Raw genomic sequence first — 25,722 nt, 5'->3', positions numbered from 1 at the left:
CGGCGCCTCCTCCTTGTCCCGGTGCAAGAGCATGATGACGTCAGCTGCACTTTCGATGCCGGAACTGCCATACAGGTGCCGCAACTGCGGCTTTCCTCCCTCGGCATCACGGAGCAACTGGCTCAGGGCGATGACCGCGCAATCGCACTGTTGCGCAGCTTCCGGGCCACCCGGGCATACGCCGACCCGGCGTTGTCGTTGGGCTCCGGCGGTTCTTTGATTTCCTGCAGGTAGTCCACGATCACCACGTCCAGCCCGTGCGTCCGTTTCCACGCTTCATTTCCGCCGCGATGTAGTCCGCCGTCACACTGCGGGCGTCGTCAATGGGGACATCCGCGATCACGTCGATGGCCGACGACACCTTCACCAGTTGGTCCTCTGTAAGATCCTCGGTCTGACCTGCAGCTCCTGGTTTTCCCTGCTGTATTGAGAATCTTATGTACTAAAGGTGCCGGGTACGCGAACGACCAACTTCTTACTGTCTGGAAAATGGAACCACACACGCAGGCAAAGCATATCATCCTCCGAAATTACTTGCGAGCGTGGTTTCCTATCATGGGGTTCACAAACAGACGTGTATTGTTCATAGATGGACACGCGGGACCTGGAATCTATACGGACGGTGAAGATGGTTCCCCCGTGATCGCGATTAGAGAAGCAGTGAACTACCTGGACGCCTGTGTTAAACACGGGTGGAATCCGCCCGAAATTGTGTGCCTATTCATGGAAGAAGACAGGGCACGCTATGATTCACTTGTGGACCGGCTAAATAACATGAAAATCCTATGTCGAATAAATGTTTCCGCAACCAACTCGACATTCGAGGAACCCACGAAGGTGATCCTTGAGGTCACCGAAACCACCGGGTTAAATTGGCTCCGGCCTTCGTCTTTATAGATCCCTTCGGTTACAACCTTCCCTTTGAACTGATCCAACGACTTATGGGACATGCCAAATGCGAAGTATTTATTAATTCCACGACTTTTACCAAAAACAACTTCAAGAAAGAGCAGCCAGGTACGTTAGGTCATTTGAAATGAAGGGTGTTAGGAACACCACGAAATACTTCCTTTTCTATGGTACGAACCACAAATTGGGGTTACTCATCACGGCGGGACTTCGACCGGGCGAGGCATACGGACTGAAATGGGAAGATGCGGACTTGCAAACCGGCAGAATCCGCGTACAACGGTCTTTGGAACGACGGGATGGCCAATGGTACCTCAAGGAGCCAAAACGCCTCAGAGCCGCCGAAGCGTGCCGCTGCCGCCAGATGTCGTCGAGGCGTTAGGGCAATACCGTGTTGAACAGGCTCAGCGCAAGCTCAAAGCAGGGCCAAACTACCACGAGTACGGGTTTGTCTTTACGTCGGAGAATGGAGAGCCGCTTCACAAGCGGAACCTCATTCGCCGGCACTTCAAACTCATTCTGAAGGCTGCTGACCTCCACGAGGAACTCAGGCTGTATGATCTGCGCCACACGTGCGCGACGTTGCTCCTGGCTGCCAGAGAAAATCCGAAAATCGTGAGTGAACGGCTCGGGCATGCCAGTATCAACATGACACCCAATGACACTCAACCGCTACTCCCATGTCCTCCCCAACATGCAGATGAGCGCTGCGGACAAGCTCCAACACATGCTGTTTCGCGGCCAATAAAAACGGCCTGCACACAATACGCACACAAAAACCATGATAAAGGCCGCTCGCCAACGAGCGGCCAAGGTCTCAAAATCCGCGCCATATCAACGATTTTATGGTGGGCGGTAACGGGCTCGAACCGCTGACCCCCTGCTTGTAAGGCTACTTAGTGGCTGTTTCATGGGATGTACATACGATCTTGTGAGACCCATTGAGTGCCGCGACAACAGCAAATTTTCGTTCCATCAACCCGTTCGTCATGCGTCGATTTTAGGCAAGTTGCAATGAGTTCGTACACCAAAACGTACACCATTCCTCATGCTGGTGTTACCCAGACATCTGGTAAAAAACATCTGAACATAAGCACTGTCTCCCAGGCAGGCCAGAGGCATCTTGTACCGAATACAAATTAACTCCCCTGAGTGTCATTTTCCTCGTCATAACAGGCATTTTGGGCTCTCGATTCTGAACCGGATTTACATCCATTAACGTACATTTCGGGTGAGTTTGCACACCCGCACACAAGTGCGCCCATGTGCTCATTCATGTGCTCATTCATGTGCTCATTTATTCAATAGAAATGATGCGTTGGGAACCTCAAAACCGCTGTAGGCGCAAGCCCACCGTGGGTTCGAATCCCACCCTCTCCGCCAAGAATTCTAGTCGTGGCGCGGCTTCCCGACTCCCCCGGAGAGCCGCTTTTTCATACCCTCCGCAAACCAAAACCGTATTTGCAAACGAATTGCTAACCTCCGTTCCTCGAAACATTTTATCGCCACACCCTCGTCCGCGTCGTTCGAGATCACGAATCACAATAGAACGATTTCAATCGTCGTTAAATAAGAGTAACTTATAAATAAAACAAAACAATAAGCGGGAGAATCTTGATGGAAAAAAGAGAAGGTACTTATTTCCTGACAAATTGTTCACTGACGAAACCGGAGTATATTAAACTGTCGTTTATTCAAACGACCCGAAATCGGCATGGAGCAATTATACTCGCTGGCTTTATTCTCGTTTTGATGCATTAATATTGCATATTCATACGTTTCCTGTGTGCTACACTTATTGCAGCAACGGGCAGATTAGCTGAATAGTGAGTCTGTTAATCAAAGAATGAAACGACGAAGGGACTGTCCCAAGAGCGGTGAAATCCACTACGGAAGCAGTCCCTATGCTCATCAAAAATTACTCAATGGTGCTTTTCATAGCTTGATACATTTTATCTACGTATACGTCGATTTCGTCACGTGACATGCGCAGGCGATCCACGGACGAGCCATAGCCAATCTCCTCTTTACCCTCTGCGAACCCTTGGAAAATTCCATCTGCGAAAGCGTCTAATGGTTCTCCTTGGGAATTCAAACCCTCGCCACCTAAATTCGTGTTTACCATCGGTGGAGCTACTTCAATGACTTCTACAGATGTATCGGAAAGTTGGTGTCTGAGACTCATCGTAAATGAGTGCAGCGCTGCTTTGGTTGCCGAATAAACGGGGGTAATCGCCAGGGGTGTGAAAGCCAACCCAGACGTCACATTCACAATGGCTGCATCTTCTTTACTTGCAAAAAATGAGGCAAACAGCATGGATAGATGAATAGGCGCTTCAACATTGACTTTGATTTCATTGTTGTAATAGCTCCAATTGTCCTTCGCATTTGCCTTCAACACATGAAAACGTTGTTGAATCCCTGCATTGTTCACTAATACGTTGACGTCGGGATAGTTCGTTGTCACCCAGTCAAACAACGCTGTACGGTCAGATTCAACTCCAACGTCACTGACGCGAGTAATGAGATTTGGGAATTTCTCCTTGGCATCCTGAAGGACACTTTCACGTCGTCCGCAAACAATCACTTCATTTCCGGCTTTGATAAAGCGCTCAGCAAATGCCAGCCCAATTCCAGAACCTCCGCCTGTAATAAGTATTGTGTTTCCTGAAAGTTTCATCGAAGTTCGCCTCCAGCATGAGTCTGTGTTTTGAACACGACATCGGATTGTGTCATCGTGTAATTCTCCATTCTTCATAAGAGTTGCCAGATAGTCTAACCAACCAGTTGCTGCAACCCAGGATATAACTAACTGGTTGTTTACATCATATTCAAAACCAACCAGTTAGTCAACTGTGTTTTTCGTGTGATATAGTGAAAACACGAAATGAATGCTTGGACAAGGTGGGACAATCCTTGAGAAACGCTGAGGAAACAAAAGAACGAATTTTAGAGGCAGCTTTGGAGGAGTTCTCCTCCTACGGCATTGCGGGCGCGCGTGTTGACCGCATCGCTAAGAATGCTGGATGCAACAAGAATCTGATCTACGTTTACTTTGAAAATAAAGAAACGCTTTTTACAACTGTCCTCAGGAAACACTTAACGCGTGTTTATGAGGAAATTTCCTTCACACCTGAGGACCTTCCAGGTTATGCGGCAAAAGTATTCGATTGGGCTATGACACATCCACATATAGTACGGTTAATGTCATGGTACAGTTTGGAGCAGAAGATGGACAATATCACCGAGCGTACCACCGCCCGCGACAAGAAAATTAAAGCGATAATGGAAGCGCAAAAGGATGGTCTGGTAGGAACGACGTTCACACCTGGCTTTCTTTTGACGGCAATCATGGCCTTGGCCACTGCCTGGACGCCGACACATCCTTTCGGGCCGTCCCACGACCCAGATGCCGTGAAAATCCCAAAAGAGACAAGGGATGCAATCGCCAAGGCGATTAGCCTGATCGCTAAAGGTGAAGAAAGCTGATATGAATTTCGCAACTGGAGGGGGTACGGTGACAGGTATTGGGCGGTAATGACTGGTGGAAACGTGCTCTACAGTCCCGTGTCAGAACAAGAACTGTCTAGCCTATTGTAAAAATCTTAAAACCACTGTCTCTTGTTTCTTCATCTTCACAACGGAACGGAGCGTCGCTTCTTCAGGTAAAGGGGGCGAATGTGCAATAAGCACCCCCTGTCCAGACCGCATAAATATTAAGAACGCGGTATATCGGAGCGCCGCGTTCTTCTGCATTTTTAAGTTGCGGAAAACACTATGGCCTCATTCTCGCGCCAGATCTCCACTGGTGTGCCGTCCCGAATATCCAAAATGCGCAGGATGTCAATGGGTAATACGATGCGGCCGAGCATATCAACTTTTCTTTGCGCAATCCGTTCCATGCCATCCCCTCCACCCCTATCGTAGCGGGAGAGAATGGATTGAGTCGATGACGCATAGGAGTAGATTATAATGTTTAAGCAAGTTGTGTGGTCACCAGTTGGTCCAAGAATCTCTGCACTTTTTCTCTAATGCTGTCCCGTACTTGCCGAAACTTCTCCTGTATGTCTTCTTCCGTTCCTGTCGCTTTGGCAGGGTCTTCTAAGCCCCAATGTAGGCGTTTCACATGTGGTGGTGTCATGGGACACCGGTCGTTGGCATCTCCGCACAATGTAATCACGTAGTCAGCCTGGTTTATCAGGTTCGGATCGATCAGCTTTGACTGGTGGTGCGAAATGTCGATTCCGACTTCTTGCATGACCGCTACAGCTCTTGGATTCAATCCGTGAGCCTCCACGCCTGCACTGTGCACCTCAATCTTGTCCCCGCCAAGATACCGTGCCCAGCCTTCCGCCATTTGGCTACGGCACGAGTTTCCTGTACACAAGAAGTAAATGAGTGGCTTTTTTGACATGATAATCGCTCCCTTAAGCTACAGCTTTCTGGAAATATTTTTTCTGGAATTTGAGCGCCACGTTGACCAATGCGATCATCACAGGAACTTCCACCAATGGACCAATGACCGCTGCGAAGGCTGCGCCCGAGTCGATGCCAAACACGCCGACCGCGACAACAATCGCGAGTTCAAAGTTGTTGCTGGCTGCTGTAAATGATAAGGTGCATGTCACCGAGTAATCCGCTCCTGCACGTTTTCCCATGAAGAAAGAAACCAAGAACATGACAACAAAGTAAATCAAAAGCGGAATTGCAATACGAACCACATCGAGGGGCAGACTAACAATGAGGTTCCCCTTTAGAGAGAACATCACAATGATCGTAAAAAGCAGTGCGATGAGTGTGATAGGGCTGACTTTCGGTACGAAATTCTTCTCATACCAGATACGTCCTTTCGCTTTAACCAACACAAAACGGGTAATCATACCGGCGAGGAAGGGGATACCCAGGTAGATGAAGACGCTCTTTGCGACTTGTCCGATGGTGATATGGACGATCATGCTGTGAAATCCGAGCCACTGCGGGACAATGGTCACGAAGATATAAGCGTAGATGGAGTAAAACAGCACCTGAAAAATCGCGTTGAACGCCACGAGACCTGCCGCGTATTCAGCATTACCTTTGGAAAGGTCGTTCCAGACAATAACCATTGCAATGCAACGAGCGAGCCCAATCATAATAAGGCCAACCATGTACTCGGGATACCCACGAAGAAACACCAGTGCAAGAATAAACATCAACACAGGTCCAATGACCCAGTTTTGCAGCAGGGACAAACCAAGGATTTTTCCGTTACGAAACACTTGACCGATTTTCTCATACCGGACCTTCGCAAGCGGCGGGTACATCATTAAGATTAAACCAATCGCAATTGGGATGGACGTCGTTCCGACTTGTAACTGGTTTAAGACACTCACGAAGTGTGGGAACACATATCCGACAGCAATTCCGACCAAAATTGCCACAAATATCCAAATAGTCAAGTATCGGTCAAGGAAAGACAATCTCTTCTGCACTGGCTTTCTATACCCCCTATTCGCATTTCACAAGCAGCCCTTTTTGTTCGAGCTGCCTTAGTTCATCCGTTAAATCCGGCAAATGGGAGAGAGACATCCCGATTTCCGCCAGTCGGTCCTTGTTCAAGGAATAAAACACCCACATGCCTTTTCTCGTCTCCTTCACGAGACCGGATGCTTTTAGTCGGCTCATGTGCTTTGACACTGCCGGTTGTGAAATCCCAAACAGCGGTACAAGTTCGCAAACGCAGCAGTCGCGGATATTCAGAAGCGAAACAATCCGAAGTCGTGTCGGATCGGCGAGTGCCTTCAGTGCATCCGCAAGGCCTTCGAAGTCCATCTACATATCCTCCTCCATACAATATAACTATATTGTTATATACTTCATCACCCGCTTTACGTCAATCATCGAAATTTCTCGATGCACTATTGACAAACGACAAATGAGGATTTAACATCACAATACATCCAAATTATTCGATGAAGAGGGTCACAGCCGATGGAAGAGCTAAAGGTTCTCGCTCCACAAAGTCCGAATTACATCCTGAAACCTTTCGTTGCAAAATTTAAGGCACTTGCGGACGAGAAGCGGCTTCGGATTATGTACGAACTCTGCCAACGCGGAAAAACATGCGTCTGTGACTTGGTGGAGATTCTTGAAACTCCACAATCAAGCTTGTCATATCACCTAAAGATGTTGATGGACGCAGGGTTGATACGACGGGAGACGCAAGGAACATGGAGCTATTATGAAATCAATACGGAAGAGGTGAATGCACTGTTGTCGGAGCAACTCTGCTGCATTTTCCGACCGCCTGGCTCCTGTTGCTGATTCTCTTTTGAACGATTCATCGATTTTTTTGGATGTATTGTTGAACGAGGGGGACCATAATGATGAATCCCTACTTCGCTGAAAAGATGTTTCAACTTTGGAACCAGGAGGTGGAACGCCGTACTCGCGAGTTGTGGAAGTTCTCGTCAGGGAGGTTTCAGTTCTTGAATAGAAGAGACAATCTTGTACCCATCCAGGTTTCGCCCCCAAGCATTCCTGTTTGCTATGTTGATTAAATCGACTTTTTTAGATTTAGATAATCCAATTTTATCGATGGAGGGGTAATTATGTACACGCATATTGGGATCAATGTCACGAATCTTGAGGCATCGATTGATTTCTATAGCAAGCTTTTTGATGCCCAACCGGTCAAAGTGAGGCCGGATTACGCCAAGTTCATATTGGAAGACCCCGCGCTCAATTTTACCCTGAACTTGTGCGAGTCGGTCAGTGGCAATCAGGTAAGCCATTTTGGTCTCCAAGTAAAGGATACGGATGAAGTGATGTTGCAACGAGATCGTCTTCACGGCTTGGGCTTGACAACTCGCGACGAAATGAATGTGACTTGTTGCTACTCCGTACAAGACAAATTCTGGGTCCATGATCCGGACGGAAATGAATGGGAGTTCTTCTTTACGAAAGCAGACGCCGACCAGTCCAAGGATTCGACCTCTTGCTGCGGTGTGGGCGCCTAACTGGATATCTTTTTTATTGGGGTACGACATAAAAGTACTAAAAACTATGGGCTAAGGGGCTAAGTCTCAATTCTCGTCAAGTACCGTTCGCCATGAAATTTAATAACTCAAGTTTCGCACCCCTGAATCGACCGTAATCCGTAGGACACTCCGAAATGAGCAATAAACCCGGCCGCAGAAGCGACCGGGGTTTTCGTCACACAGCCAACAACGCCCCCCACGTCTGCGGGCCCACCTTGCCGTCCACAGTCAGTTTTTTTGCTCGCTGGAAGTCCTTCACTGCAGCCTCAGTTTTAGGCCCGAACACGCCATCCACGTTGCCAGGGCTGTGCCCGTAGTATGCAAGCAGGTACTGCAGGTCTGTGACCTGCTGGCCTTTATCTCCGCTCGTTGTGAGCGGCCTGCTGGCCTGTCTTGCCTTCTGAAGGTGGTTCCATGTGTCCGGGCCGCAAATCCCGTCCACGTCGATTTTAGCCTCCTCCTGGAACGCCTTGACCGCCGCTATGGTGTTAGGACCATAGGCCCCGTCTATTGCTCCCGGGTGTTGCCCGGCGCGGTAGAACAGGCGCTGGCACAGCTTAACGTCGCTACCCGTCGCACCAGAGTAGAGCGTGCGGTGGCCGGAGATTTTGGGGGCGCTTGCTTGGTTCGTCGTGGCTGCTCCCTTGCCGACCAGGGCCTGCAGGGATGCCAGAGTGCCACAGTAGACATCCAGGTCCACGCGTCCACTGATCCCAGGAAGATTCCCGTCACTGGTGTACTGCCAGCCCCATATTGATTTCCAGGGTGCAGGGATAGTCGGTTTGTCGACGCCGTAGTGCGCGATCAAGAGCGGATGATGAGACAGGTCCTGCCCCTTGAGATGCTCGGCCACAAACGCTGGATAGGTATACAGGACACCTTCTTGGCCCGTATTCTGTTTGAACCGCTCAAACCAGCGTTCGATGCGGTCTGCTAGGGCCGCAGGCTCCAAGCCCGCCGCGTCCTCCAAGTCCAGGAACGCGGGGATCAACTCGTCCCATTTCGCCACGGCCTCGACCGCTTTGACGAATGAATCCACCTCATCTTCCGGGGTGGAAGTGGCGAACCGCGCGAAGCAATAAGGCTGGCGCAGGAGTCCCGCCGCCTTCGCCCCGCGCATGTTCGCCTGAAAGTATGGGTCATGGAAGGTCGCGCCCTCTGTCACCTTGATTGCGACCCATTTCCGGCCCGATGTAGCCACCTTGTCCCAGTCAATGGTTTTCTGGATGTTGCTCACGTCGAGTCCGAGTACCCATTGTTGATCAAGCGCTGGCGTTGCCATTGGCTACTGCCGCCTCCTTTTGGGCTTGCTCCAAGGCAGCTTGTGCAGCCTGGACCTCGGCTTGTGCCACCTGTGCCTTCGCTTGCGCGTCTGTCAGGCGTTGTTGGGCAGCCTGAACCTTGGACTCCAAGTCTTCACTCTGCGTTTCGGCCGAGGCCTTCAACTCATTCCCAGCGTCTTTCATTGCCTTGACAGCAGCTTCGATGATGTCGCTGATTTGCTCGTCCGACAATTGCACGCCTTCTTGGGCCGCCCAATCCCGCAAGCGCTGAACAGCCGCATCTTTCTTCGGGACAGTGAGGATACCGGCCGCGGCCGCCTGTTCGACGGCATTGACAATGACCTCCCCCACTTCAAGAAGACGCCCCAATGTCTCCGAGCGCACATGACTGCGCAGCCACCGTGCGGCATAGGCCGCGCCGGCCGTGAGGGCCATCGAAAGCACACCAATCAACGCATTCACAACCAACTGGTCTGCCATCCCCATCAACCTCCGTGGAAAAATTTCAGATAAGCTGCCACGACTGAAAGAAGGGCCACTGCCCACCCGCCCCACTCGCGGATAGCTCGGCCCACAGAATTCCGGCCACGCGCCTCATCTTGCATGGTCCGAAGGTCCGCCTTTACCTGCTCAAGCTCTTCACGAAGTCCGTTGTACCGCCGGATCACCTCCCTAGTCTGTTGCATTTCAGCTTTCAGCCCGTCGAACTCACGTTGTAGGGCATTAAAAAACTCGAACAGGTCTTTGTTCGAGTACCATTCATCTCTTATGTTCTGTTCCTGTGGCATCGCATCACCTCCTTAACTATCCCAGGAAATCGCGTTGACCGCGTCCACCGTGGTAGCGTTAGCGACCTCTTGCCGCTTTGACGCCAGAGTCTGGCGATAGTTTTGAATCGCGGTGGTGAAGTCGGTCACGTTCGTATCGGTGTATACAGAATTGATAGCGGCGATGCAGGCCTGGTCAAGCTCAGCATTTTTCGCGTCCTTGGCCCTGCAGGAGTTCATCTTGGGACGGCGCTGGCGCGAGAACGAGCTGGCCGTTTTGCACCTTGTAACCCGGAGTGCCGTTGAACACTGCCTCTGCGTCGGCATTGTCCAGTGGCAGGGCAATGGCCCCCAATCCGTCCGGTAGGCTCTCCCACTGTTCCGCGCTGTTGATGTGCCGCTCGACGATTTCACCGTCCGAGAGACGATACAGGAACCAATACTGAAACGACATGCACGAGCCTCCTTCCTTAGTGCCCGATGGCGAGATAATTGAAAGAAGGGGTAAAACTGCCATTGTATTGCGTGCATGCAGTGAACCGAAACTGATTGGCACTCCCGCTCACTGGATACGCTTCAAACTGGGTCAAGTAACCAGTGAGATTGCTTCGCCAAGTGACTAAGACAAAATCCAATGCCACCGGAAACGCCTGCGGCAGCGTCACCGTGGTTGTTGTGTACTGTGCTGCTGACCCTGACCCATTCCCGCTCAACGTCACCGAGAATGTACCACTTTGAAACTGCATGCCGTTGAGTTGCACGATGCCTTCCGCGATGAGATTGCGGATATACTTTTGTAGCAGTCCGCCTTCGTTCGACGCCGAAACGGCGAATGACGAATACCACTTGCCATCTACAGGACCCTTATACTCCGCCTTGAAGGCTTCTCGATTGTCGTCGTTCGGGTTGATGCTGATACGGATCAGGCCGTCCGGGCTTGTGCCGTAGATGCCGCTCTGATCAATGGTCAACACGTTATAGCCAGCAGCTGTAAGTATCTTCGCGATGCCGTTCCCGTTGCCGCTTCCGCCGAGCGTCAGCGTACCGCCTTTGATGCGGTCGGCAGACATTTCTCCAGTCGTGATCAGGTCAGCCACGATGCCTGCGCCTGTCATGGCCGTTCGGAAGGTCTTTCCCCCATCCGTTGAGGCGCCTACGCCGCCCGCAGACAGCCGGACCCGGTTATTTGGAATGTTCGGGTCGATGAGGACAAGACCGCCATCGTCCCAGTACATGTTCGCCCCGCTCTTAATCTTGTTGGTCACGACGTCAATTTCGCCATCAAGCATCGAAGTTGGGAGCGGATTCCCCATACCGATGGCTCCAACTTCGGATGCCTGTGTCGGCGTCGCCTTTACCCATTGGCCCGAGTCGCTGTTGTATACGTTCAGGACGTTCGGTGTCTGCGACGTATCAATCCATAGTGGCTGAGTCGTCGGGTCACCGGGCGGCGCCGATCCCTGAGCAATGGCCGACTGTTTGGCATCCCAGTACCCGGACTTCTGAGCGAGTTTTGCCTGAAGTGCCTCCACCGTCGCGTCGATACCCAAGAACGTAGGCTGAAACTCGCCCAGCGTAGCCTTATCCTTCGTCGGGTCCGTGTAGCTGCGTTGCAATTCAATCACGCGGGCATATACGGCCAGATAGGGCTGAAAGGTCATGTCCTTGACCAGAACCTCGTCGCCTAGGCGCACTCGTTCATGTTCGTAGCCTGCCAGCCGCTCCAACAGGACCACGTCGATGTCATAGGTCAGCCTGGGTGCATTCGACTGCTGTAGCGCGGCCCAGGTTTTCTCCAGGAGCGTCCCGGCATCTTCCTCGTCCTCGTCCGTATAAAGACCGAAACGATGGAACGTGCCGCTGGCATATCCCCACTGCTCTAAAGCGGCCGGGTCGCCTACCCAGTCCTGGCCTTTGGGTTTGTCCACCGGGTCGCCTGTAGCCACACTCCATTCCACGTCCGAGAACGTCAGCTGCTTGCCATTGTCATCCGATTTCCCCAAACCGATCAGGGCCGTGTACAGCTGCGTGCTGTCTTCCGTGCGTGTCACGCCCTGCAGGTCTTTTCCGTAGGTGAAGGTTTTTCCGTTGTTGCTCCCGCGATGCTCCAGCAGGTCTATATAGCGGCCGACAATCCTTCCGTTTTGCAGCTCCACCCGATACTGCAGGTCGCCGCCGAACGTCTGCTGGATCTGCTGGACGGCGGCCATGGCCGTGATGTACTGGTCGAACACAACGTCTTGTGTCTGGAGCCAATCCACCATCCCGACATCCCAGCGAGTATCGGAAAGGACGGTCTGTAGCGCCTGCTCCGCTGTCACGGCGTTCAATGTCTGCGGCCGGACAATCGTACCCAGGATCTCCAGAGCAGCGTTCTCCGCGTGGACGGTCTTGGTCAACGTGCCGTCATTGGTATCACGCTGCTCGTCCGTGATCTTGATTTGGAACAGCACTAGATTTCCGTCCATGTCACGGATCGCCACGTAGTTGTCGCGGACCAAGTATGCAGCGTCCGAGTGGTCGGCGGGCACGGTGAACTCATAGGTGAGGACACCGTTCAACTGCTCGTCATGGACGTCGTCCCAGAATGGGCAAGCGCCGGGATTGTCATTGCTGAGGACAGTGACCAGCGTCTCGCTACGGTCGAACACCCAGATTGGCGTCATCACCCTTCCTCCTTACAGATACCGAGGTTGAAGGGTCACGGTTGCGGAATCCACCGCATCCCAAGGTTCGATGGACAGTGACGTATCGCCGGGCGGAAGTGCGAAAAAGTCGCTCGACGGATCGACGAGCGACATCATGGGTTCACCGTTGCGATAGACCGCGGCGCGATTATGATCGATGGTGATTGTGTCACCGGCGTCGCCGATATACGGGACTTCGTTCGCACCGGGATCGTCGAGCTCATACAGCGTCAGCGTGCCGATGGCCATCGTAGCTGTCGGCGCAGTCGACTGGTACCGGCCCATGTGAATCTCCACTTGCGCTACCTTGCTTTGGTACTTTCCTTGCATGTCATTGAAAGTCGTTTGGATGATGTCGTAATTTCGCCAGTTGGCGTCAATCCGCGCTAGGTACGCGGTCCACTGGGTACCCTTGCGCTGGATTTTCATGAGCCCATCGAAGTCGTTCAGCGCGCCTTTCGACTTCCCGAACGTCTCCATCACACCCTGGTCGGTTCCAGCACGCATGTACACCTTGGTGAGCTCCATTCCACTCCAGATGTCGTAGATGGACATCTTCGCAACCACAGAGCCGTTTGGGTCTAAAAGGTAGATTTCGAGGCGTCCCATCTCATTTTTGCTGTTCGACCGAAACGTCACATGCGCCTCGACGCGAAAGTCTTGGAGCGGTGTTGCGGCCGACCGCTTGAGTGCAGGGCCGGCCCAACCGCCGGTAGCTGGCCCGAAGTCAGCCACTTGGAAAGAAACTCCGGTGGTTTTGAAGCTGCCCTGGATCAATCCGTCTTCCACATACGTCCCGGTTTGCCATACAGCCAGATTATCCATCGGGTCATAGATGGCCTTGCTTTCGGCGACTACCGGCGTTTGATCTACCGCGTCCGGATTGCCGAGCAGCATAAACTGATCCGGAGTTACCAGCGCCAGGAAGGTCGTCGGCTGTTTCAATGTCACATCAAAAACCGGGAATGCGTCTGCCGTTCCCGGATTGTGGATCGTATAGGTCTCCGCTAGAGCAATCGTTTGTTCTTCTCCATATGCATACGGATCGGCCACTAGGAATGTCAGCGTGGCCTGGCCGATTCTTGCCGTCATCTCCACGTCCATGGAACCGGAGAAACGAACATAGTAAAACCGGTCAGGGTCAGCATCGAATACGAGTTTCCTCTGGCCCTTTCTCGGGTCAAGCCACGCTGCGATCTGGCGCACCCGGAACCGGACATCCGCTTCAGACGTACCCTCGATAGCCACGTCGAGCGACAGCGTCAGAGCGTCGAAGTCGAACCCGAAGTCATACGCACCATCCCGGCCCGGGATGGAGACCCGTCGGTCTTGTGTCGACGGAAGGCCGGGAAATTTCGAGTTCAGAAGCCAAATGCCGTATTCCCCACAGTGGACATCGTCCAACCGAAAGCCCGGGGCGTCTTTTGGCCGCAACCCGAATATCATCCTCGAATCACCCCCGTTTGCCCTTGGGCACGCTGTTGCCGTGCATTCTCTCGTGTGATGGACTGAATGATCGTTTCAATCCGCTGGAAGTCGCGGTCATTCCGGACGACCACCGTCCCGATGAGCGGCGCGTGCATGTTCACGGTCCGGCTGTTCGTCACAGCCTGTGCCCCGCTCTGCGCCCCGATACTGGCCGCAAACGCAGGAGACGGAGCTGTCAACATGCTGGTTTCAGCGACCTGCTGGGACGCCGACTTGACCAAGTCCTGAGCCCTCAGCATGCCTTTGGCCAATCCTTGCACGATGTAACCGCCGTACTCCATCATCAGGCGGGACGGGGAGTGAATCCCCAGGACCTTCGCTATCGGCCCGGGAATGATGGCCTTGGCCCAGCTGATGAGCCTTCCGGACAACCAACCGCCAAGGCCGCGGATTCCATTCCAGATGCCATAGACAATGTTGCGCCCAATGGACAACATGCGCCCCGGGAGGCTCGTAAACGCACTGACAATCCGGGACGCCATGCTGCGTACATACGACAAAGCCCGGCTGCCGCCATTCGTAATCCCGCGAACAAACCCGTTCATGGCACTGTTTGAGCGGGAGACCATGCTCGAGGCCCAGCTGGCCATCCGGGATAAAGAGCTTGAGACAAAACGGCCCATAGAGCTAAGGGCATTTGACACAAAGCTGCCAACGCGGCTGGCCGCCCCCGAGGTGAAGCGACCCACAGAACTGAGTGCAGACGACGCGAACTTTGCAAGCGGCCCCGAAGCCTTGCTCGCAAAACCGCCGAGAATCGATAGGCCTTTGGACGCAAAGCTGCCGAGCAGACCGGCAATCCGGCCGACAAACCACAGATTAAACAGGCCATGAAGCAGCTGGACCGCGCCGGTAAATATCTGCTGGACCGCGTCCCACATGCCCTTCCAGTCCCCGGTGAAGAGCGCGACAAAGAACTGAATGATGCCGGTTATAACGTTGATGCCGCCCTTGATGACCAGAACGATGGAATTGATATAAAACATCACGGTTTCGGCAGCGGCTTGAAAGACGAACTTGAATATCACGCCCAGCCACTGCATCACCGGCTCCAGCTCCGTCTGGAGCTTCGGCCACGTCCGTGAACCGTGTATCGGCCGCCGTGCCGCCGTCCGGTACCACTTCATCCAGCATGCGGCGCAGGCGCGTGCGCAGATCGTCCGTCGGCGTCATCCGCCATCACCCCCGATTAGGGAAGGGTCAGTTCCTGCACCGCGTTACCAGGCGCCGCATACACCCCGCGGCGGGCGCGGCCGACGATCTGGCTGACCACCAGGCGGCTGAGGTCCGGCCCGGAGGCATCGACGCGCAGGTCGTGCTTGACCAGCTCCACGAAATACTTTTGCGGGTCGATGAGGTACGCCTTGCCAGGGTCTACGCCCGGATAGGTGTAGGTCTTCTCGCCTACCGTCACGCTGTAGCCATCGTAGAAGATGAGCGTGTCAATCTGGCTGATGGCCGGATAAATGGTTCCGCCAATCTGCTGCCGCTGCAGGGCTTCCTCGATGTCCCATTGGTTGCTGGAGTGGGCCAGCAGAACCGTTGGACGGCGCGGGGATAGGGTATCCTTGTTTTTATCCTTAGCCGCGTCAATCAGGCCCTGCTTGATGGTGTTGCGCAGCTTCTCCAGGTACGTCGCACCCTCCGTCGCCGCGGCCGTCTTGTTCTTCGACGGGTAGTTGTACGTGAGGATCGGCGACAGGTGGAAGTGATTGAGCAGGGCATTGTACGCCTCACCCATGGCCCGGTTCAGCTCGGCCAGCTGCCAGGTCTTGTCCCACTCCTGGATGTCCTCGGTGTACTCGAACCCCGCCGCATACGTGATGATGGGCACGGTGTCCTTCGGCCCCACCACGCGGGTCCCGAAAACTTCACTTCCTCCAATTCCATGTGCTGCAGGAACACCACCCGGGCGCCCACCACCGGCGAGATGTCCACAAACTCGGTCAGGTTCGCGTCCGTGATGTTCCGGTAAATGGGCTGATACAAAAGCGGCACCTGCTCTCGGCCCAGTTGCAGGTCCACCACCGTCTTTTGCACCAGTTGATCCAGGCCGGCCGGCGTGGTAATCATCTCGCCAATGGGGCGGATCAGCTGAAAGACCTCCATTTCCCCGTTGACGATCCGCGTCTGGACCGCCTTCATCTCGCCCGAAGGGGAGACGTACGGCACGCGGATGTCATGCGTACCCTGGCGGCGCTGCTCGCGCAACGTTTCCAGCGTGATGACTTTCGGCATTCGTTCCACCTCCACGGTTCGTTCCGTTTAGACCTGTGGACCGAGCAAGAACCAGATGACGTTATTCGCGTCCTTGGCGACCGTCACGCGCCCGACTAGACGATTGGCTCCGCCACCGTCCGCTGTGGTCAAGACCTTGTTCGTCGCATCGAAGTACACGGCATCCCCGGCATTGAAGGCATCGGCCGTGTTGATCTGGCTCGTCTCATACTCGCCGGGCTCAATGTTCAGCACGACTTCTCCGTTGGCATCCGCCGAGTTCACAGCCAGCCCGAAGAAACCGCCCTCCAACACAAAGTCCCCCTGAGTGACCGCAGCTGCGGCCGTGACTTTGACCGACTTTCCTTCTGCAACCAGGCGTCCCATTCCCAGCACCTCCTGCGATTCGTAGGATTAGATGGATACCCGCTGGACAGCGAGTTCATCCAAGTGGCTGCCGGCGCGGTTGTCCTGGCGGCCGTGCACCGGCGCAGAGTTGAACAGGCCTGACAGCGCTGTCTTCACATCCTCCTGCTCCAACATCTCGCCAACGGCCTTGCGGATCGCCGCTTCATCGGCGTTATCCGGAACGTGAAGCATGCGCTTGACCAGCGGGCGGGCAGCCTCGGCGACCACCATCTCACCGACCACCTTGTCGATGAGCTGTTCATGCGCCTGGCGGGCCTGCTGTAGCTGTACCTCGCGCGCGGCCTTTACGGCGGAAAGGACGGCCTGAGGCTCCGCGTCCCGGCCGAGACCAAACAGTTCGGCCATCTCACCGACCGCGTTCGCCCGGGCCTCCAGCACGCGGTATTGCTCGCCGCCGATCTCCTTGGCCAGGTTCTGAAAATCCCAGCCCATCTCGCCGCAGATCGCGGCCATGGTCGTGTTCTTCACCTGCAGCTGCTGGCGCAGCTGGGCGAGAAGCTCCTGTAGGTTCATCGTTTGACCACCTCCGTGATTGGGCGGTTCTGTACCGCCGAGAGTGCTGTCCATCTCCCCGACCGCCACCACCGATGTCGGCATCCCGGCGCGGTTGAGCGGCGTCCAGTCGATGGACAGTGGCTGATAGTCCACCACGTCGATCTCGCCCGTCGCCGACCTTGACAGCTTGGGCATCCCAAAGATGGACACCTGGCGGATGACCCCGGCGCGAATCCACCGCTTGAGGTCTGCGGCCGCCTTGTCGATGACGCCTCGGAAATATGCCTTGCCGTTCTCCCACTTGGCACCGACCCAGTGTGTGGCCAGCGGCAAGAATTGCGTGCTGACGTCCTCCGCCTTCTGGTGGCCCAGGAACCCCGGCAGGCCGGTTGACATGACCTCGCCGACAATCCGCCGCAGCGCCTCCGGGCGGTAGTTCCACCCGCGCTTCGACTTCCCGGCCGGGACCTCCACGACGACCTCCATGGGATCGTCGTCACCCGCCTTGATTTTGGACAGGTCGACCCACGGTGCCACCGGTACGTCATTCACGCTCATTTCGCCGGATACGGCCGCTTCCAGGCGAACCATCTCACCGCTTGCGGACTCCCCGGCCAGCTGCAACAGACTGTCCGGCGGCGTCTCGTCGATGTCGCGGTAGTGGCGGAGCAGGTGTCGTGCAGCTTCGCGCCGCTGCTCCGGCGTCAGGTCTGGGTTCGCTCTTGCGCCCGCCAGTGCAGCCGCGTCGGCATGGAGGCCTTCCCTGTTTAGCACCACGGTGCCATCCTCACGGACCTCATGATGCGGCCCCCACCAGTTCTCCGAGGGCGCGTCCGACAAGTCGCTGGACTTAATCACCGCGTACACCTCACGGATTGCTGCCTGCACGCCGGACTCGTTGTTCTCGAGGCCCTGGACCAAGCGGTTGCGTAGGGCCGTCTTGTCCACGCTTCCCCATGCCTTCGAGCTGACCGTGTTCTTGTCAATCCGAAACGCCAATCCCATCACCCCCTTTCCGGGCATGAAAAAAGCGCCGGTTCAGTCGGCGTCTGTGCTCATTTCGATGGTTTTGGCGCGGTCGCCAGCGTGGTTCTCGCCGCCGGCCGCTGTGTCAAGACCTTCGGTTGCCACTGGCCGCCCTGGCCTTGTCGGACAAATGTCCGTGACTGGGGATTGTATCGACTGATGTGCCCGCTCACGTGACATTCCTCCTTTCTGTGACTTCCAGCGCAAGACTCACATGCGGCGGCTCCCCGTCGTTCTCCTCGACGTGGCAGGCCACCACCCGAACGTCGAATGGCAGGGCCGCAAGTGCGCGCCGAATCTCGGCCACATAATTGAAATCGGCCAGCGTCACAGGACGGCTGACCGATTCGGGTATCTAGGTATAGGTGGCGTCATGCCTCTGGGAAGGCGTTCGTGCATCACAGCCATGTCACTCCAGTCTGGCTCGGCCTCCGCAGAAACTGCCGTGGCAACCCAGTGTACCACGCCTCGATGTCCGGCTGCGATTGCGGGTCCTGCGTCCATTGCCGCAGCCGCTGGACGAACTGGGCTGTGTCCTCAAGGCGAGGGACGATGACACATCTGCACCATGGGTGCGGCTTGCTCGGCTCGTCGCCCTCTTTCCAGAAACCATTGCCGTCATGGGTGGCGTAGGTGTCACAAATGTCTGTGTGCGGGTGGTTACTGCTCAGTCTCCAGTACACTCCCTCATAGCTGGGTGTAGCGCGATAGGATTGCACCGCACCTTCATGAAACGCATGGTGCAACTCCGTCACCGCCAGTCGCATCGCCTCCATGCTGACGTCACGCGGCACCTTGAGATTTCGCCGGGTCTCGTCCTTGAACGCCGTCCACACCCCTGGCTGCAGGTACTGCTGCACCTGCCGCGCCAGTACCCGGCTGTTCAGCCCGCGGGTGACCGCATCCTCGACCATCTTGGTCAGCGCATTCCGGGCGCTTTGGGATGTCCGCCAAATGCGGTCCGAGACCTTCAGCCCGTCGTTCCGGGTACGGGAAAGCACGGCCAGCACCGCCTGCTCGTTAATGGATGCGAACATGGCACGCACCGAGGCGGTGTCGAACACATCCTTGAGCACATCCAGCGCCACCTGCTCCGCCCCGTCCGTGGCATCCTGGGCCGCCAGCTTGATGCCGGAATAGATGGCCGACAACAGGTCCTTGTTCAGCGTATCCGCCGCTTGCTCCAGCTTCTTAGCGAGTGCCGTCAGGTGCCCAGCCCGCAGGGTTCCTGGCGTGACCTGCTGAATCTCCGCGCGCAGCTGCTTCGCCACGCGGGTGTATACGGCCTTCACCTGGCGCACGGTAGCCACCTCCTGCTTGGCCAGCCGGTTCCGTGTAGCCATCAGGGAATCGGCGTAGTCCCTGTCTGGGAGCAGGTCATACCACTCACGCTCGCTGATGACCTTGCTCATCCGGCATCACCCGGCGCCGCAGGATTCGCGCCGGTTTGGCCCTGTGCGCCGCTTGGGTTCACGGATAGGTCATCTATGCCTTCCCCGTCACGCAGGCGCTGGACAAGGGCAAAACTGCGCGCCACACGGCGACGTTCGTCCTCGTCTGCCTCCGGGTCCACCCACGGCAGCATCTGCGGCACAAAGTCCCGGAGCAACTCAGCTGCGGCATCCATGGATACCAGCCCCGCCTCCACGCCGGTGGATAGGCCGTTGATAAGCGTGTTGATGGTGGTCGCAACCTCCGCGTCATCCTGCGGGCTGACTTCGTCCCACTCGATGTGCGCGTCGTAACTGTCGAGCGCCCGGTTCTCCACCTTCGCCCACATCGCCAGGAACATTGACGCCAGCTCACCGAAGGGCTCCTCGAACTGGCCGCGCTTGCGGTGGATTTTCCGCATGAGCGGCACCATTTGCTCTGACACTGAGGCCTTGGACGACTGCACCGCCGTTCCAAACGCAAACTCCGGCGTCTCGGTGACATCCACGATGCAGAAGTACAGGAACTTGAGCAGCGTCGTGACACCGGCCAGTCCGCTGTCGGCCGTGATGAACTCGGCGTCCTCTCCGTCCTGCAGGAAGAAGATTTCCCGGCCAGAGAAGTTGATCCGCCCGGATTTTACCTCGTCCTGCGAAAAGTTGTCCGCCAGGAACTTGCGCACATCCTTGAGCTTGAACTTGACCTTCGGCCGGGAGAACATTTGCGAGCCCTGCACCGCGAACAGCATCACGTCATGATAGGCGCGGAGATACGGCTCGACGGCCTCCAGCTCGCTGACGCCATACATCTGGTACTCTTCGGCCTCGTTTTTGAAATGGATGATAGGGATGAAGCCCCAGGGGTTGTTCTCCGCCCGGTCGCGCGCCTTCACCTCCGCCGGCGCCCGGCTGTCAGCCGTGATGATATGCTGCTCCGGTGTCCAGGTCTCGTCCACCACGTATTCCGACGTGACTCGCCCGTCTGTGTCCCGAATCGTGACCGGGTGCCGGATGACCACTTGGGCCCACTCCCCGGTGATAGGGTCGAGTACCGGTGTCACCCATTCGGGCGGAATGAGTTGCAATTGGAACCGCGGCTGCCGGCTGAACTTGTCGGGATACCGTGCCAGTTGCACAAACACATCCCCGTCCCGCAGCGCGTTGCGGACCGCGCGCAGGAGCTTGCCGCGCCAGCGCGTGAAGTGTTCCTCGAGTGCCTGGTCTGCGTCCGGATCATCGTGCGAAAAGTGCGGCACGCCCATGAACCCGGCCGTGGTGTTGATGATGGGCTTTGCGAACGCCGCGCCCAGCTTGTACTGTTCCCGGGTGTTTCGGTACAGGTCCCGCGCCAGGTGATAGTCCACCCTCGAGCTGTCGAGCGTGTACGGCACGGTGAAGTCCGACACGGACCACATCTGTTGCCGGAGCGCGTTGATTTCGCCGATGGCCCGCCGCCACCAGCTTGGCCGGACCGTTTTCGTGCGCACATCAGGCATAGAACCTCACCCCCTTCAACGCCTCGCGGATATCGTCATCCAGCGGCGGGTGTTGCAGGTGCGTGTACAGCGCATAGCGCAGGGCATCCAGCGCGTGGTCGTTCTGTTTGAGCGGCTTGTCTTCACCGCGCTGCTGGGCCTTCGGGTCCCACACGTAGCTGGCGAACTCCCGCCGCAGGTGCGTACAGGATTCATGCACCAGCAACTCCCCGTCCGCCAGAAGCCGTCCCACCAGCTGGATGCCTTCCAGCACGGCATTGTCGGCGTCGACCACATGCAGCCCCCGCCGGCGCAACTGAAGCGCAAACGATGCGGCCGCCGGGTCCAGGTAGATGGTCACCCGGTCCTGAACGTCGCCAAGCCAGGCCTCCAAGTCGTCGGCATATTGCGCGTCGGTTTTTTGCCGGCCGGTCTGCCGGCTGTCGAAGTAATACTCCCGAAGGACGTACCAACGCCCGCCATGCCGGCCGATGAGCTGCAGAGTCGTCGGGTTCGTGGTCCCATAGTCCCCGCCGGCGATGAGCCGGTCGCACTCATGCGGGTGCGGAACTTCGCTGACCACGTGCCGCTCTTCGTCCCACATGTCGTACACGGCGCCTTCAGCCTGCACCCACAGGCCCAGGATGAACCGCTTGTACCATAGGCCCGTGTACTCTCGCTTGAGTGCATCGACATAGGCTGGGTCGAGGTTGAGATTGTCCTCCAGCTCGAAGTGCCAGACTTTCAGGTCCAGCCCTGGGCGCTCGAGGTAGCCCACTTTCAGCCAATGGAATGGGTTGTCGGGATTCGTGGTGCCGAAGAACTTGGCCCCCGGCACCGACAGGCGGGACGTCAGCATTCGGAAGAAGCTCTCCGGCCACAACGTGATCTCGTCCCCGTAGGCCCCGGCCAGGGTCAAGCCGCGGATTTTGTTCTCGGCCCGCTCGTCGTTGGCGCCTGCGACGTATACCCGGCGCCCGCAGATGCGCGCCTCACCCTCACCAGCGTTGTACTGGAACAAGCGCGGCCCCAGGATTTCCTCGAGCGGATTCAGGATGTTCCGCCGCAACGTCCGCTCGGTCTTGCCGACCATGAGCAGGTCGCCGGGCGGGCCCGTTGCGAGAAAGTCCAGCCACCGCACGATACTGGCAATGGTCTTTCCTGAGCGCACTGCGCCCTCCCAGATGTTCAGGCGGGCGTTGCTCTCCCGCATGGACGCCAACTGCTTGCGGCTGAACCGTCCCCACTGGAAGCTCATGCCCCGCCACTCTCCCTGATCGCCTTGACCAGGCCATCCAGGCTGCTCGTATCATCGCGCCCGCCGCTGAGTATCCGGTGTTTTAGCTCGATCAGCTTGGTCTTTCGCTCCTGGACGCGAGTCAGCGCTTCCTCGATGCGTCGGATGGTGTCCAGCGCCGGTTGCATGGTGATTTCCTCGGTCTTTTCCTCGCCATCCGGGCCTTTCACCTTGCGGTGCGTGACCTGAATCGGCATCATGTCCTTGCCCAGTTGCAAGCGTTGAATCCGCTGGAGCATGCGCCGCTCCCGGATATCGGTGAGCCGGATTTCGTTGTCCAGTTGCGCCAGGGCGTCGGTGTCGACCACATGAAAAAGGACGCGCTCAGTGTCGTCGAGCGTGTCCAGCCAGATGGTCTCATACTCCCCGGTCACGAGAGCGTGCTTGTTGCCGCGCATCTTTTCCGGCGGCGGCCCAGTGGACTTCCCGCCATGCATACGGCACCGCCCGTTCGCCATGGCGTTGTTCTGGCATGGAGTTCCCTTACGGGTCTTTGCCCCGCATTTCGGCATCTCACCACCTTCTTGCATGGGGTTTGTTTTTCGATTACGCGAATTTCACTGCCTTTTGCCCTGTGAACTCCTCCCAGCGACGGATGATGACGTCGCAGAATTTGGGGTCAAGCTCCAGACCGTAACACACGCGCCCGGTCTGTTCGGAGGCCATCAGCGTAGTCCCAGAGCCGAGGAACATATCCAGCACGATCTCGCCCTTCTTGGATGAATTCTGGATCGCCCGCGCAACCAGCGGGATCGGCTTCATGGTCGGGTGTTCGCGGCTCTTGACAGGCTTCTCGAACCGCCATACTGTGGTTCCCTCATCTGCGCCGCTGTACAGCACCTCGTAGGACGGGACACGTAACATGACCGTCTCAAGTCCCGAGCTGACCGTGATGATGACCCCACGCTCGTCCTCGGTGATTTCGAGGCCTTCGGGCGACTCGATGACCGTGGTCTGCTTGCGGCCGCCGTACCAGGAATGAGCCGCGCCAGGTTTCCAGCCATACAAAATCGGCTCATGGCGCCACTGGTAATCCTGACGGCTCAGGACCATGGAGTTCTTCACCCAGACGATGCACTGCTTCATCAGCCAGCCGGAATCGACCATCGCGAGCCGAAAATTGTGGCCCTGCGAATCGGCATGGGCGATATAAATCGCGCCGCCTTGCACGGTAACCTCATAGGCATTCCGGAAGGCGGCGCGTAGAAACTCGTAGAACTCGCGGTCGTCCATCTTGTCATTTTGGATTTTTAGAGCATCCTTCGTTTTCCCGGTGTAATCGACGTTGTACGGTGGGTCCGTGAACACCATCTGCGCCTTGTGCCCGGACATCAGTCGCAGGACATCCCTGCGCTTGGTAGCGTCCCCACACAGCAACCAATGCCTGCCGAGCCGCCAGACATCGCCCTCTTTGGTAATGGGCTCGTCGATGTCCTCCAGGGCCTCGTCTACGTCGAAGTTATCGTCCTGGACCTTCTCGTCGGACTCCAGCGCGAACTTGGTCATCAGCTCCTCGATTTCAGCCTCGTCAAAACCGGTGATGGCAAGGTCAATATCGCCGATGTCCAGTTCCTCGAGCAGCTCCTTGAGCCTGTACGTGTCCCAATCGTTCTCGATCTTGTTGAGCGCGAGGTTCAACGCCTCCTCCCTGGTGTCATCGAGATCTACGACCACCACATCGGTCTCTGTGACGCCCATCTCCTGGAGTACTTTCAAGCGCTGGTGACCACCGACCACTCTGCCTGTTCGCTGGTTCCAGACGATGGGTTCCACCAAACCGAACTCCTCAATGGAACGCCGGAGCTTCTCGTACACCGGATCACCCGGTCGGATATCGATTCGCGGATTGTATGGAGCGGGATTGATTCGCTCCACTGGGATCCGTTCGACTTTCATTGCATCAACCTCGTTCCGTGACCTTGTAAGCAAAAAGAAGACCCGCCGAAGCGGGTGTAGTATGTAATGCGCCGCGCGGCCCACCAGCTCCAGCCTTGCCGCCAGGTGGCACTTGACGGTACGAAAGGAGGGCGCAGCTCCGTACCGGTTTCCCCGCCGGTACGTCGTATACGGCGCTGCTGCTTCCGGGAGACTGGAGATTTTTCGCGCGGTCTGTCATGAGGTCTATGGACAGCGCACTAGGCGCAAGTCCGCGAAAGAGAATCGGCGGCCAATCAGCCGCTCCAATGTAATGAGTCCACCCGCTAGGAAGGGTAAAGATGACAAGTTGGCACGTAGACGCGGTTTCCCGCAGCCATCCATCGCCATAAAAGAAAATTTGGGTGCCTAAGCAACGTCAGAGGGGCGAGGCGTACGATTCTCGCGGGCATGGTCCCTCTGACGCTGCCTGGGCCTCTTCTTGCGTCGCCTGCGTCCCTCAGCACGATCCGCACTCGCTGCCGGGTCTCTGACTAGGCTCCGGGTGTATCCAAATCGCTGATAGTGTAGTGCGGCGCTCGCTTGGTCACTTGGCTTCCTCTCCTAAACGAAAAGACCCCGCCATATCGGCAGGGCCTAATGGACATAGCCTCGCTTGGCCCCAGTATAGTGCCGTTTCCCGTGGCATTTTCGCAAGGAAAACACACGAAAAGCGCCCCAAAAACGCACGGATTTTTGTTCACCAGTAAACGGATACCGTGGTGCAAATAGCTTTTCCACCATCCCTCTTCAATAATATCCAGGATGGTGTTTATACCCTTCTTACCTTACTCAGTATGCTCCAACTCCAGCACCACCCGGTCCATAGGCACCAGCGCCCGGACCATAAGCGCCGCCCCCTGCGTAACCACCGATACCTGGCACTAGAAGGAAGAACAACACGAAGATAATCAGGAACACAATGGCCCAACGTGTAAAAAATCCAAAGCATCCTCCGTCCACTGTTTCACACCTCCTTGGACTGACATGGCTCAGTGTACGGAGACAGACATGAGATCGACCCGGCATTTTTCCCATCATCAGCGGTCATCCTCGTACTGCGTGATCCCCCATGTCTCCGCGAGCCGGAATATCGCCTGCGCCTTCTGTTCGTCGTAGTATCTTTCCGATACGTACCACCCGGCCTCGTAGATCTCGCGCCACACCTGCAAGTCGCTCCTGGCCGGGTTGCGTGGGCTCGGCTCATGATCCATGTACAGCCGGCGCATGATCTGCGCCTGATACTCCGGCAGGCTGTCCACGGCGCGCTCAACCTCCCGGCAGAA

Annotated in this window: 30 protein-coding genes; 5 read left to right on the top strand and 25 right to left on the bottom strand. The window is 56.3% G+C overall.

Going from position 1 to position 25,722, the window contains the following annotated elements; all coding sequences use genetic code 11:
• Together AK2_RS17880 and AK2_RS17685 are read right to left on the bottom strand one after the other, a co-directional pair.
• Positions 1 to 273: DnaB-like helicase C-terminal domain-containing protein (locus tag AK2_RS17880; RefSeq protein ID WP_217994717.1), on the bottom strand; the 273-nt coding region annotated here is incomplete at its 3' end.
• Positions 242 to 367 (bottom strand): hypothetical protein, encoded by a 126-nt coding sequence (locus AK2_RS17685; RefSeq protein WP_281180678.1) that lies wholly within the window; start codon positions 365 to 367, stop codon positions 242 to 244. The genes AK2_RS17880 and AK2_RS17685, both read right to left, overlap by 32 nt.
• A 122-nt stretch (positions 368 to 489) precedes the next feature.
• Between AK2_RS17685 and tcmP the strand changes: the two genes are divergently transcribed.
• Positions 490 to 897 (top strand): three-Cys-motif partner protein TcmP, encoded by a 408-nt coding sequence (gene tcmP, locus AK2_RS17875; RefSeq protein WP_083521274.1) that lies wholly within the window; start codon positions 490 to 492, stop codon positions 895 to 897.
• Positions 898 to 1,146: 249 nt separating this feature from the next.
• Positions 1,147 to 1,785 carry a tyrosine-type recombinase/integrase gene (locus AK2_RS17870; RefSeq protein ID WP_083521273.1) on the top strand — a complete coding sequence of 213 codons (639 nt, stop codon included), beginning with the start codon at positions 1,147 to 1,149 and terminating at the stop codon, positions 1,783 to 1,785.
• A gap of 1,042 nt (positions 1,786 to 2,827) precedes the next feature.
• Here AK2_RS17870 and AK2_RS15060 read toward each other — a convergent pair.
• Positions 2,828 to 3,589: an SDR family oxidoreductase gene (locus AK2_RS15060; protein ID WP_067936438.1), complete on the bottom strand. Its 762-nt coding sequence runs from the start codon at positions 3,587 to 3,589 to the stop codon at positions 2,828 to 2,830.
• A 236-nt stretch (positions 3,590 to 3,825) separates the two neighbouring features.
• Here AK2_RS15060 and AK2_RS15055 point away from each other — a divergent pair, with 236 nt between their 5' ends.
• Complete coding sequence (locus AK2_RS15055; protein WP_067936435.1) at positions 3,826 to 4,398, top strand: TetR family transcriptional regulator; 573 nt, start codon at positions 3,826 to 3,828, stop codon at positions 4,396 to 4,398.
• A gap of 269 nt (positions 4,399 to 4,667) precedes the next feature.
• On the opposite strand, the gene AK2_RS16975 is transcribed toward AK2_RS15055, so the two are convergent.
• The 4 genes from AK2_RS16975 to AK2_RS15040 all read right to left on the bottom strand — a co-directional run bounded on the left by AK2_RS16975 (position 4,668) and on the right by AK2_RS15040 (position 6,720).
• On the bottom strand, positions 4,668 to 4,811 hold the full coding sequence (locus AK2_RS16975) for an AbrB/MazE/SpoVT family DNA-binding domain-containing protein (protein WP_157076376.1): 144 nt from the start codon (positions 4,809 to 4,811) through the stop codon (positions 4,668 to 4,670).
• A 74-nt stretch (positions 4,812 to 4,885) separates the two neighbouring features.
• Entirely contained in the window at positions 4,886 to 5,323 is a 438-nt protein-coding gene (gene arsC, locus AK2_RS15050) for an arsenate reductase (thioredoxin) (RefSeq protein ID WP_067936431.1), read from the bottom strand.
• A gap of 13 nt (positions 5,324 to 5,336) precedes the next feature.
• Positions 5,337 to 6,380 carry an ACR3 family arsenite efflux transporter gene (gene arsB, locus AK2_RS15045; protein WP_067936427.1) on the bottom strand — a complete coding sequence of 348 codons (1,044 nt, stop codon included), beginning with the start codon at positions 6,378 to 6,380 and terminating at the stop codon, positions 5,337 to 5,339.
• A gap of 16 nt (positions 6,381 to 6,396) precedes the next feature.
• A complete protein-coding gene (locus AK2_RS15040) occupies positions 6,397 to 6,720 on the bottom strand; it encodes an ArsR/SmtB family transcription factor (protein ID WP_067936423.1) in 324 nt (107 codons plus the stop codon).
• A gap of 159 nt (positions 6,721 to 6,879) precedes the next feature.
• On the opposite strand from AK2_RS15040, the gene AK2_RS15035 reads away from it, so the two are divergent.
• Both AK2_RS15035 and AK2_RS15030 read left to right on the top strand, forming a co-directional pair.
• A complete protein-coding gene (locus AK2_RS15035; protein ID WP_067936420.1) occupies positions 6,880 to 7,212 on the top strand; it encodes an ArsR/SmtB family transcription factor in 333 nt (110 codons plus the stop codon).
• 284 nt (positions 7,213 to 7,496) lie between these two features.
• Entirely contained in the window at positions 7,497 to 7,907 is a 411-nt protein-coding gene (locus tag AK2_RS15030) for an ArsI/CadI family heavy metal resistance metalloenzyme (protein WP_067936416.1), read from the top strand.
• A 196-nt stretch (positions 7,908 to 8,103) separates the two neighbouring features.
• Here AK2_RS15030 and AK2_RS15025 read toward each other — a convergent pair whose 3' ends face one another.
• The 18 genes from AK2_RS15025 to AK2_RS14950 form a co-directional block, all read right to left on the bottom strand.
• A complete protein-coding gene (locus AK2_RS15025; protein WP_067936413.1) occupies positions 8,104 to 9,210 on the bottom strand; it encodes a GH25 family lysozyme in 1,107 nt (368 codons plus the stop codon).
• Positions 9,191 to 9,691 carry a phage holin, LLH family gene (locus AK2_RS15020; protein WP_067936410.1) on the bottom strand — a complete coding sequence of 167 codons (501 nt, stop codon included), beginning with the start codon at positions 9,689 to 9,691 and terminating at the stop codon, positions 9,191 to 9,193. The genes AK2_RS15025 and AK2_RS15020 overlap by 20 nt, the downstream gene beginning before the upstream one ends.
• 5 nt (positions 9,692 to 9,696) lie before the next feature.
• Positions 9,697 to 9,999: a hypothetical protein gene (locus AK2_RS15015; RefSeq protein WP_067936406.1), complete on the bottom strand. Its 303-nt coding sequence runs from the start codon at positions 9,997 to 9,999 to the stop codon at positions 9,697 to 9,699.
• Positions 10,000 to 10,180: 181 nt separating this feature from the next.
• The gene (locus AK2_RS15010) at positions 10,181 to 10,432 is read right to left on the bottom strand and encodes a hypothetical protein (RefSeq protein WP_067936402.1); all 252 of its coding nucleotides are present in this window, start codon (positions 10,430 to 10,432) and stop codon (positions 10,181 to 10,183) included.
• A gap of 16 nt (positions 10,433 to 10,448) precedes the next feature.
• Positions 10,449 to 12,644: a phage tail spike protein gene (locus AK2_RS15005; protein ID WP_067936399.1), complete on the bottom strand. Its 2,196-nt coding sequence runs from the start codon at positions 12,642 to 12,644 to the stop codon at positions 10,449 to 10,451.
• 12 nt (positions 12,645 to 12,656) lie between these two features.
• Positions 12,657 to 14,069, bottom strand: a complete 1,413-nt coding sequence (locus tag AK2_RS15000; RefSeq protein ID WP_169794808.1) for a distal tail protein Dit — start codon at positions 14,067 to 14,069, stop codon at positions 12,657 to 12,659.
• A 38-nt stretch (positions 14,070 to 14,107) separates the two neighbouring features.
• Positions 14,108 to 15,280, bottom strand: a complete 1,173-nt coding sequence (locus AK2_RS14995) for a phage tail protein (protein ID WP_067936392.1) — start codon at positions 15,278 to 15,280, stop codon at positions 14,108 to 14,110.
• 62 nt (positions 15,281 to 15,342) lie between these two features.
• The gene (locus AK2_RS17330) at positions 15,343 to 16,005 is read right to left on the bottom strand and encodes a phage major capsid protein (protein WP_217994716.1); all 663 of its coding nucleotides are present in this window, start codon (positions 16,003 to 16,005) and stop codon (positions 15,343 to 15,345) included.
• Positions 15,903 to 16,391, bottom strand: a complete 489-nt coding sequence (locus AK2_RS17325) for a hypothetical protein (RefSeq protein ID WP_217994715.1) — start codon at positions 16,389 to 16,391, stop codon at positions 15,903 to 15,905. Before AK2_RS17325 ends, AK2_RS17330 begins: the two co-directional genes overlap by 103 nt.
• Positions 16,392 to 16,418: 27 nt before the next feature.
• Positions 16,419 to 16,757, bottom strand: a complete 339-nt coding sequence (locus tag AK2_RS14985) for a DUF2190 family protein (protein ID WP_067936388.1) — start codon at positions 16,755 to 16,757, stop codon at positions 16,419 to 16,421.
• Between the two features lie 27 nt (positions 16,758 to 16,784).
• Positions 16,785 to 18,293, bottom strand: coding sequence for a hypothetical protein (locus AK2_RS14980; protein ID WP_067936385.1), 1,509 nt, complete (start codon positions 18,291 to 18,293; stop codon positions 16,785 to 16,787).
• Positions 18,294 to 18,349: 56 nt separating this feature from the next.
• On the bottom strand, positions 18,350 to 18,493 hold the full coding sequence (locus AK2_RS16970) for a hypothetical protein (RefSeq protein ID WP_157076374.1): 144 nt from the start codon (positions 18,491 to 18,493) through the stop codon (positions 18,350 to 18,352).
• A 225-nt stretch (positions 18,494 to 18,718) separates the two neighbouring features.
• Positions 18,719 to 19,732 carry a structural protein gene (locus AK2_RS14975; RefSeq protein ID WP_067936381.1) on the bottom strand — a complete coding sequence of 338 codons (1,014 nt, stop codon included), beginning with the start codon at positions 19,730 to 19,732 and terminating at the stop codon, positions 18,719 to 18,721.
• Positions 19,729 to 21,246 (bottom strand): phage portal protein, encoded by a 1,518-nt coding sequence (locus tag AK2_RS14970; protein WP_067936378.1) that lies wholly within the window; start codon positions 21,244 to 21,246, stop codon positions 19,729 to 19,731. Before AK2_RS14970 ends, AK2_RS14975 begins: the two co-directional genes overlap by 4 nt.
• Positions 21,239 to 22,483 (bottom strand): PBSX family phage terminase large subunit, encoded by a 1,245-nt coding sequence (locus AK2_RS14965; RefSeq protein WP_083521271.1) that lies wholly within the window; start codon positions 22,481 to 22,483, stop codon positions 21,239 to 21,241. Before AK2_RS14965 ends, AK2_RS14970 begins: the two co-directional genes overlap by 8 nt.
• On the bottom strand, positions 22,480 to 23,034 hold the full coding sequence (locus AK2_RS14960) for an HGGxSTG domain-containing protein (protein ID WP_067936374.1): 555 nt from the start codon (positions 23,032 to 23,034) through the stop codon (positions 22,480 to 22,482). Before AK2_RS14960 ends, AK2_RS14965 begins: the two co-directional genes overlap by 4 nt.
• A 34-nt stretch (positions 23,035 to 23,068) precedes the next feature.
• A complete protein-coding gene (locus AK2_RS14955; protein ID WP_500778357.1) occupies positions 23,069 to 24,502 on the bottom strand; it encodes a site-specific DNA-methyltransferase in 1,434 nt (477 codons plus the stop codon).
• A 974-nt stretch (positions 24,503 to 25,476) separates the two neighbouring features.
• On the bottom strand, positions 25,477 to 25,722 hold a 246-nt coding region (locus AK2_RS14950; protein ID WP_217994714.1), incomplete at its 5' end, for an ArpU family phage packaging/lysis transcriptional regulator.

The sequence above is a fragment of the Alicyclobacillus kakegawensis NBRC 103104 genome, assembly GCF_001552655.1.
Lineage (GTDB): Bacteria > Bacillota > Bacilli > Alicyclobacillales > Alicyclobacillaceae > Alicyclobacillus_G > Alicyclobacillus_G kakegawensis.
The sequence above is the reverse complement of the archived record's forward strand: the minus strand, read 5'-3'. Positions and strand labels throughout refer to the sequence as shown.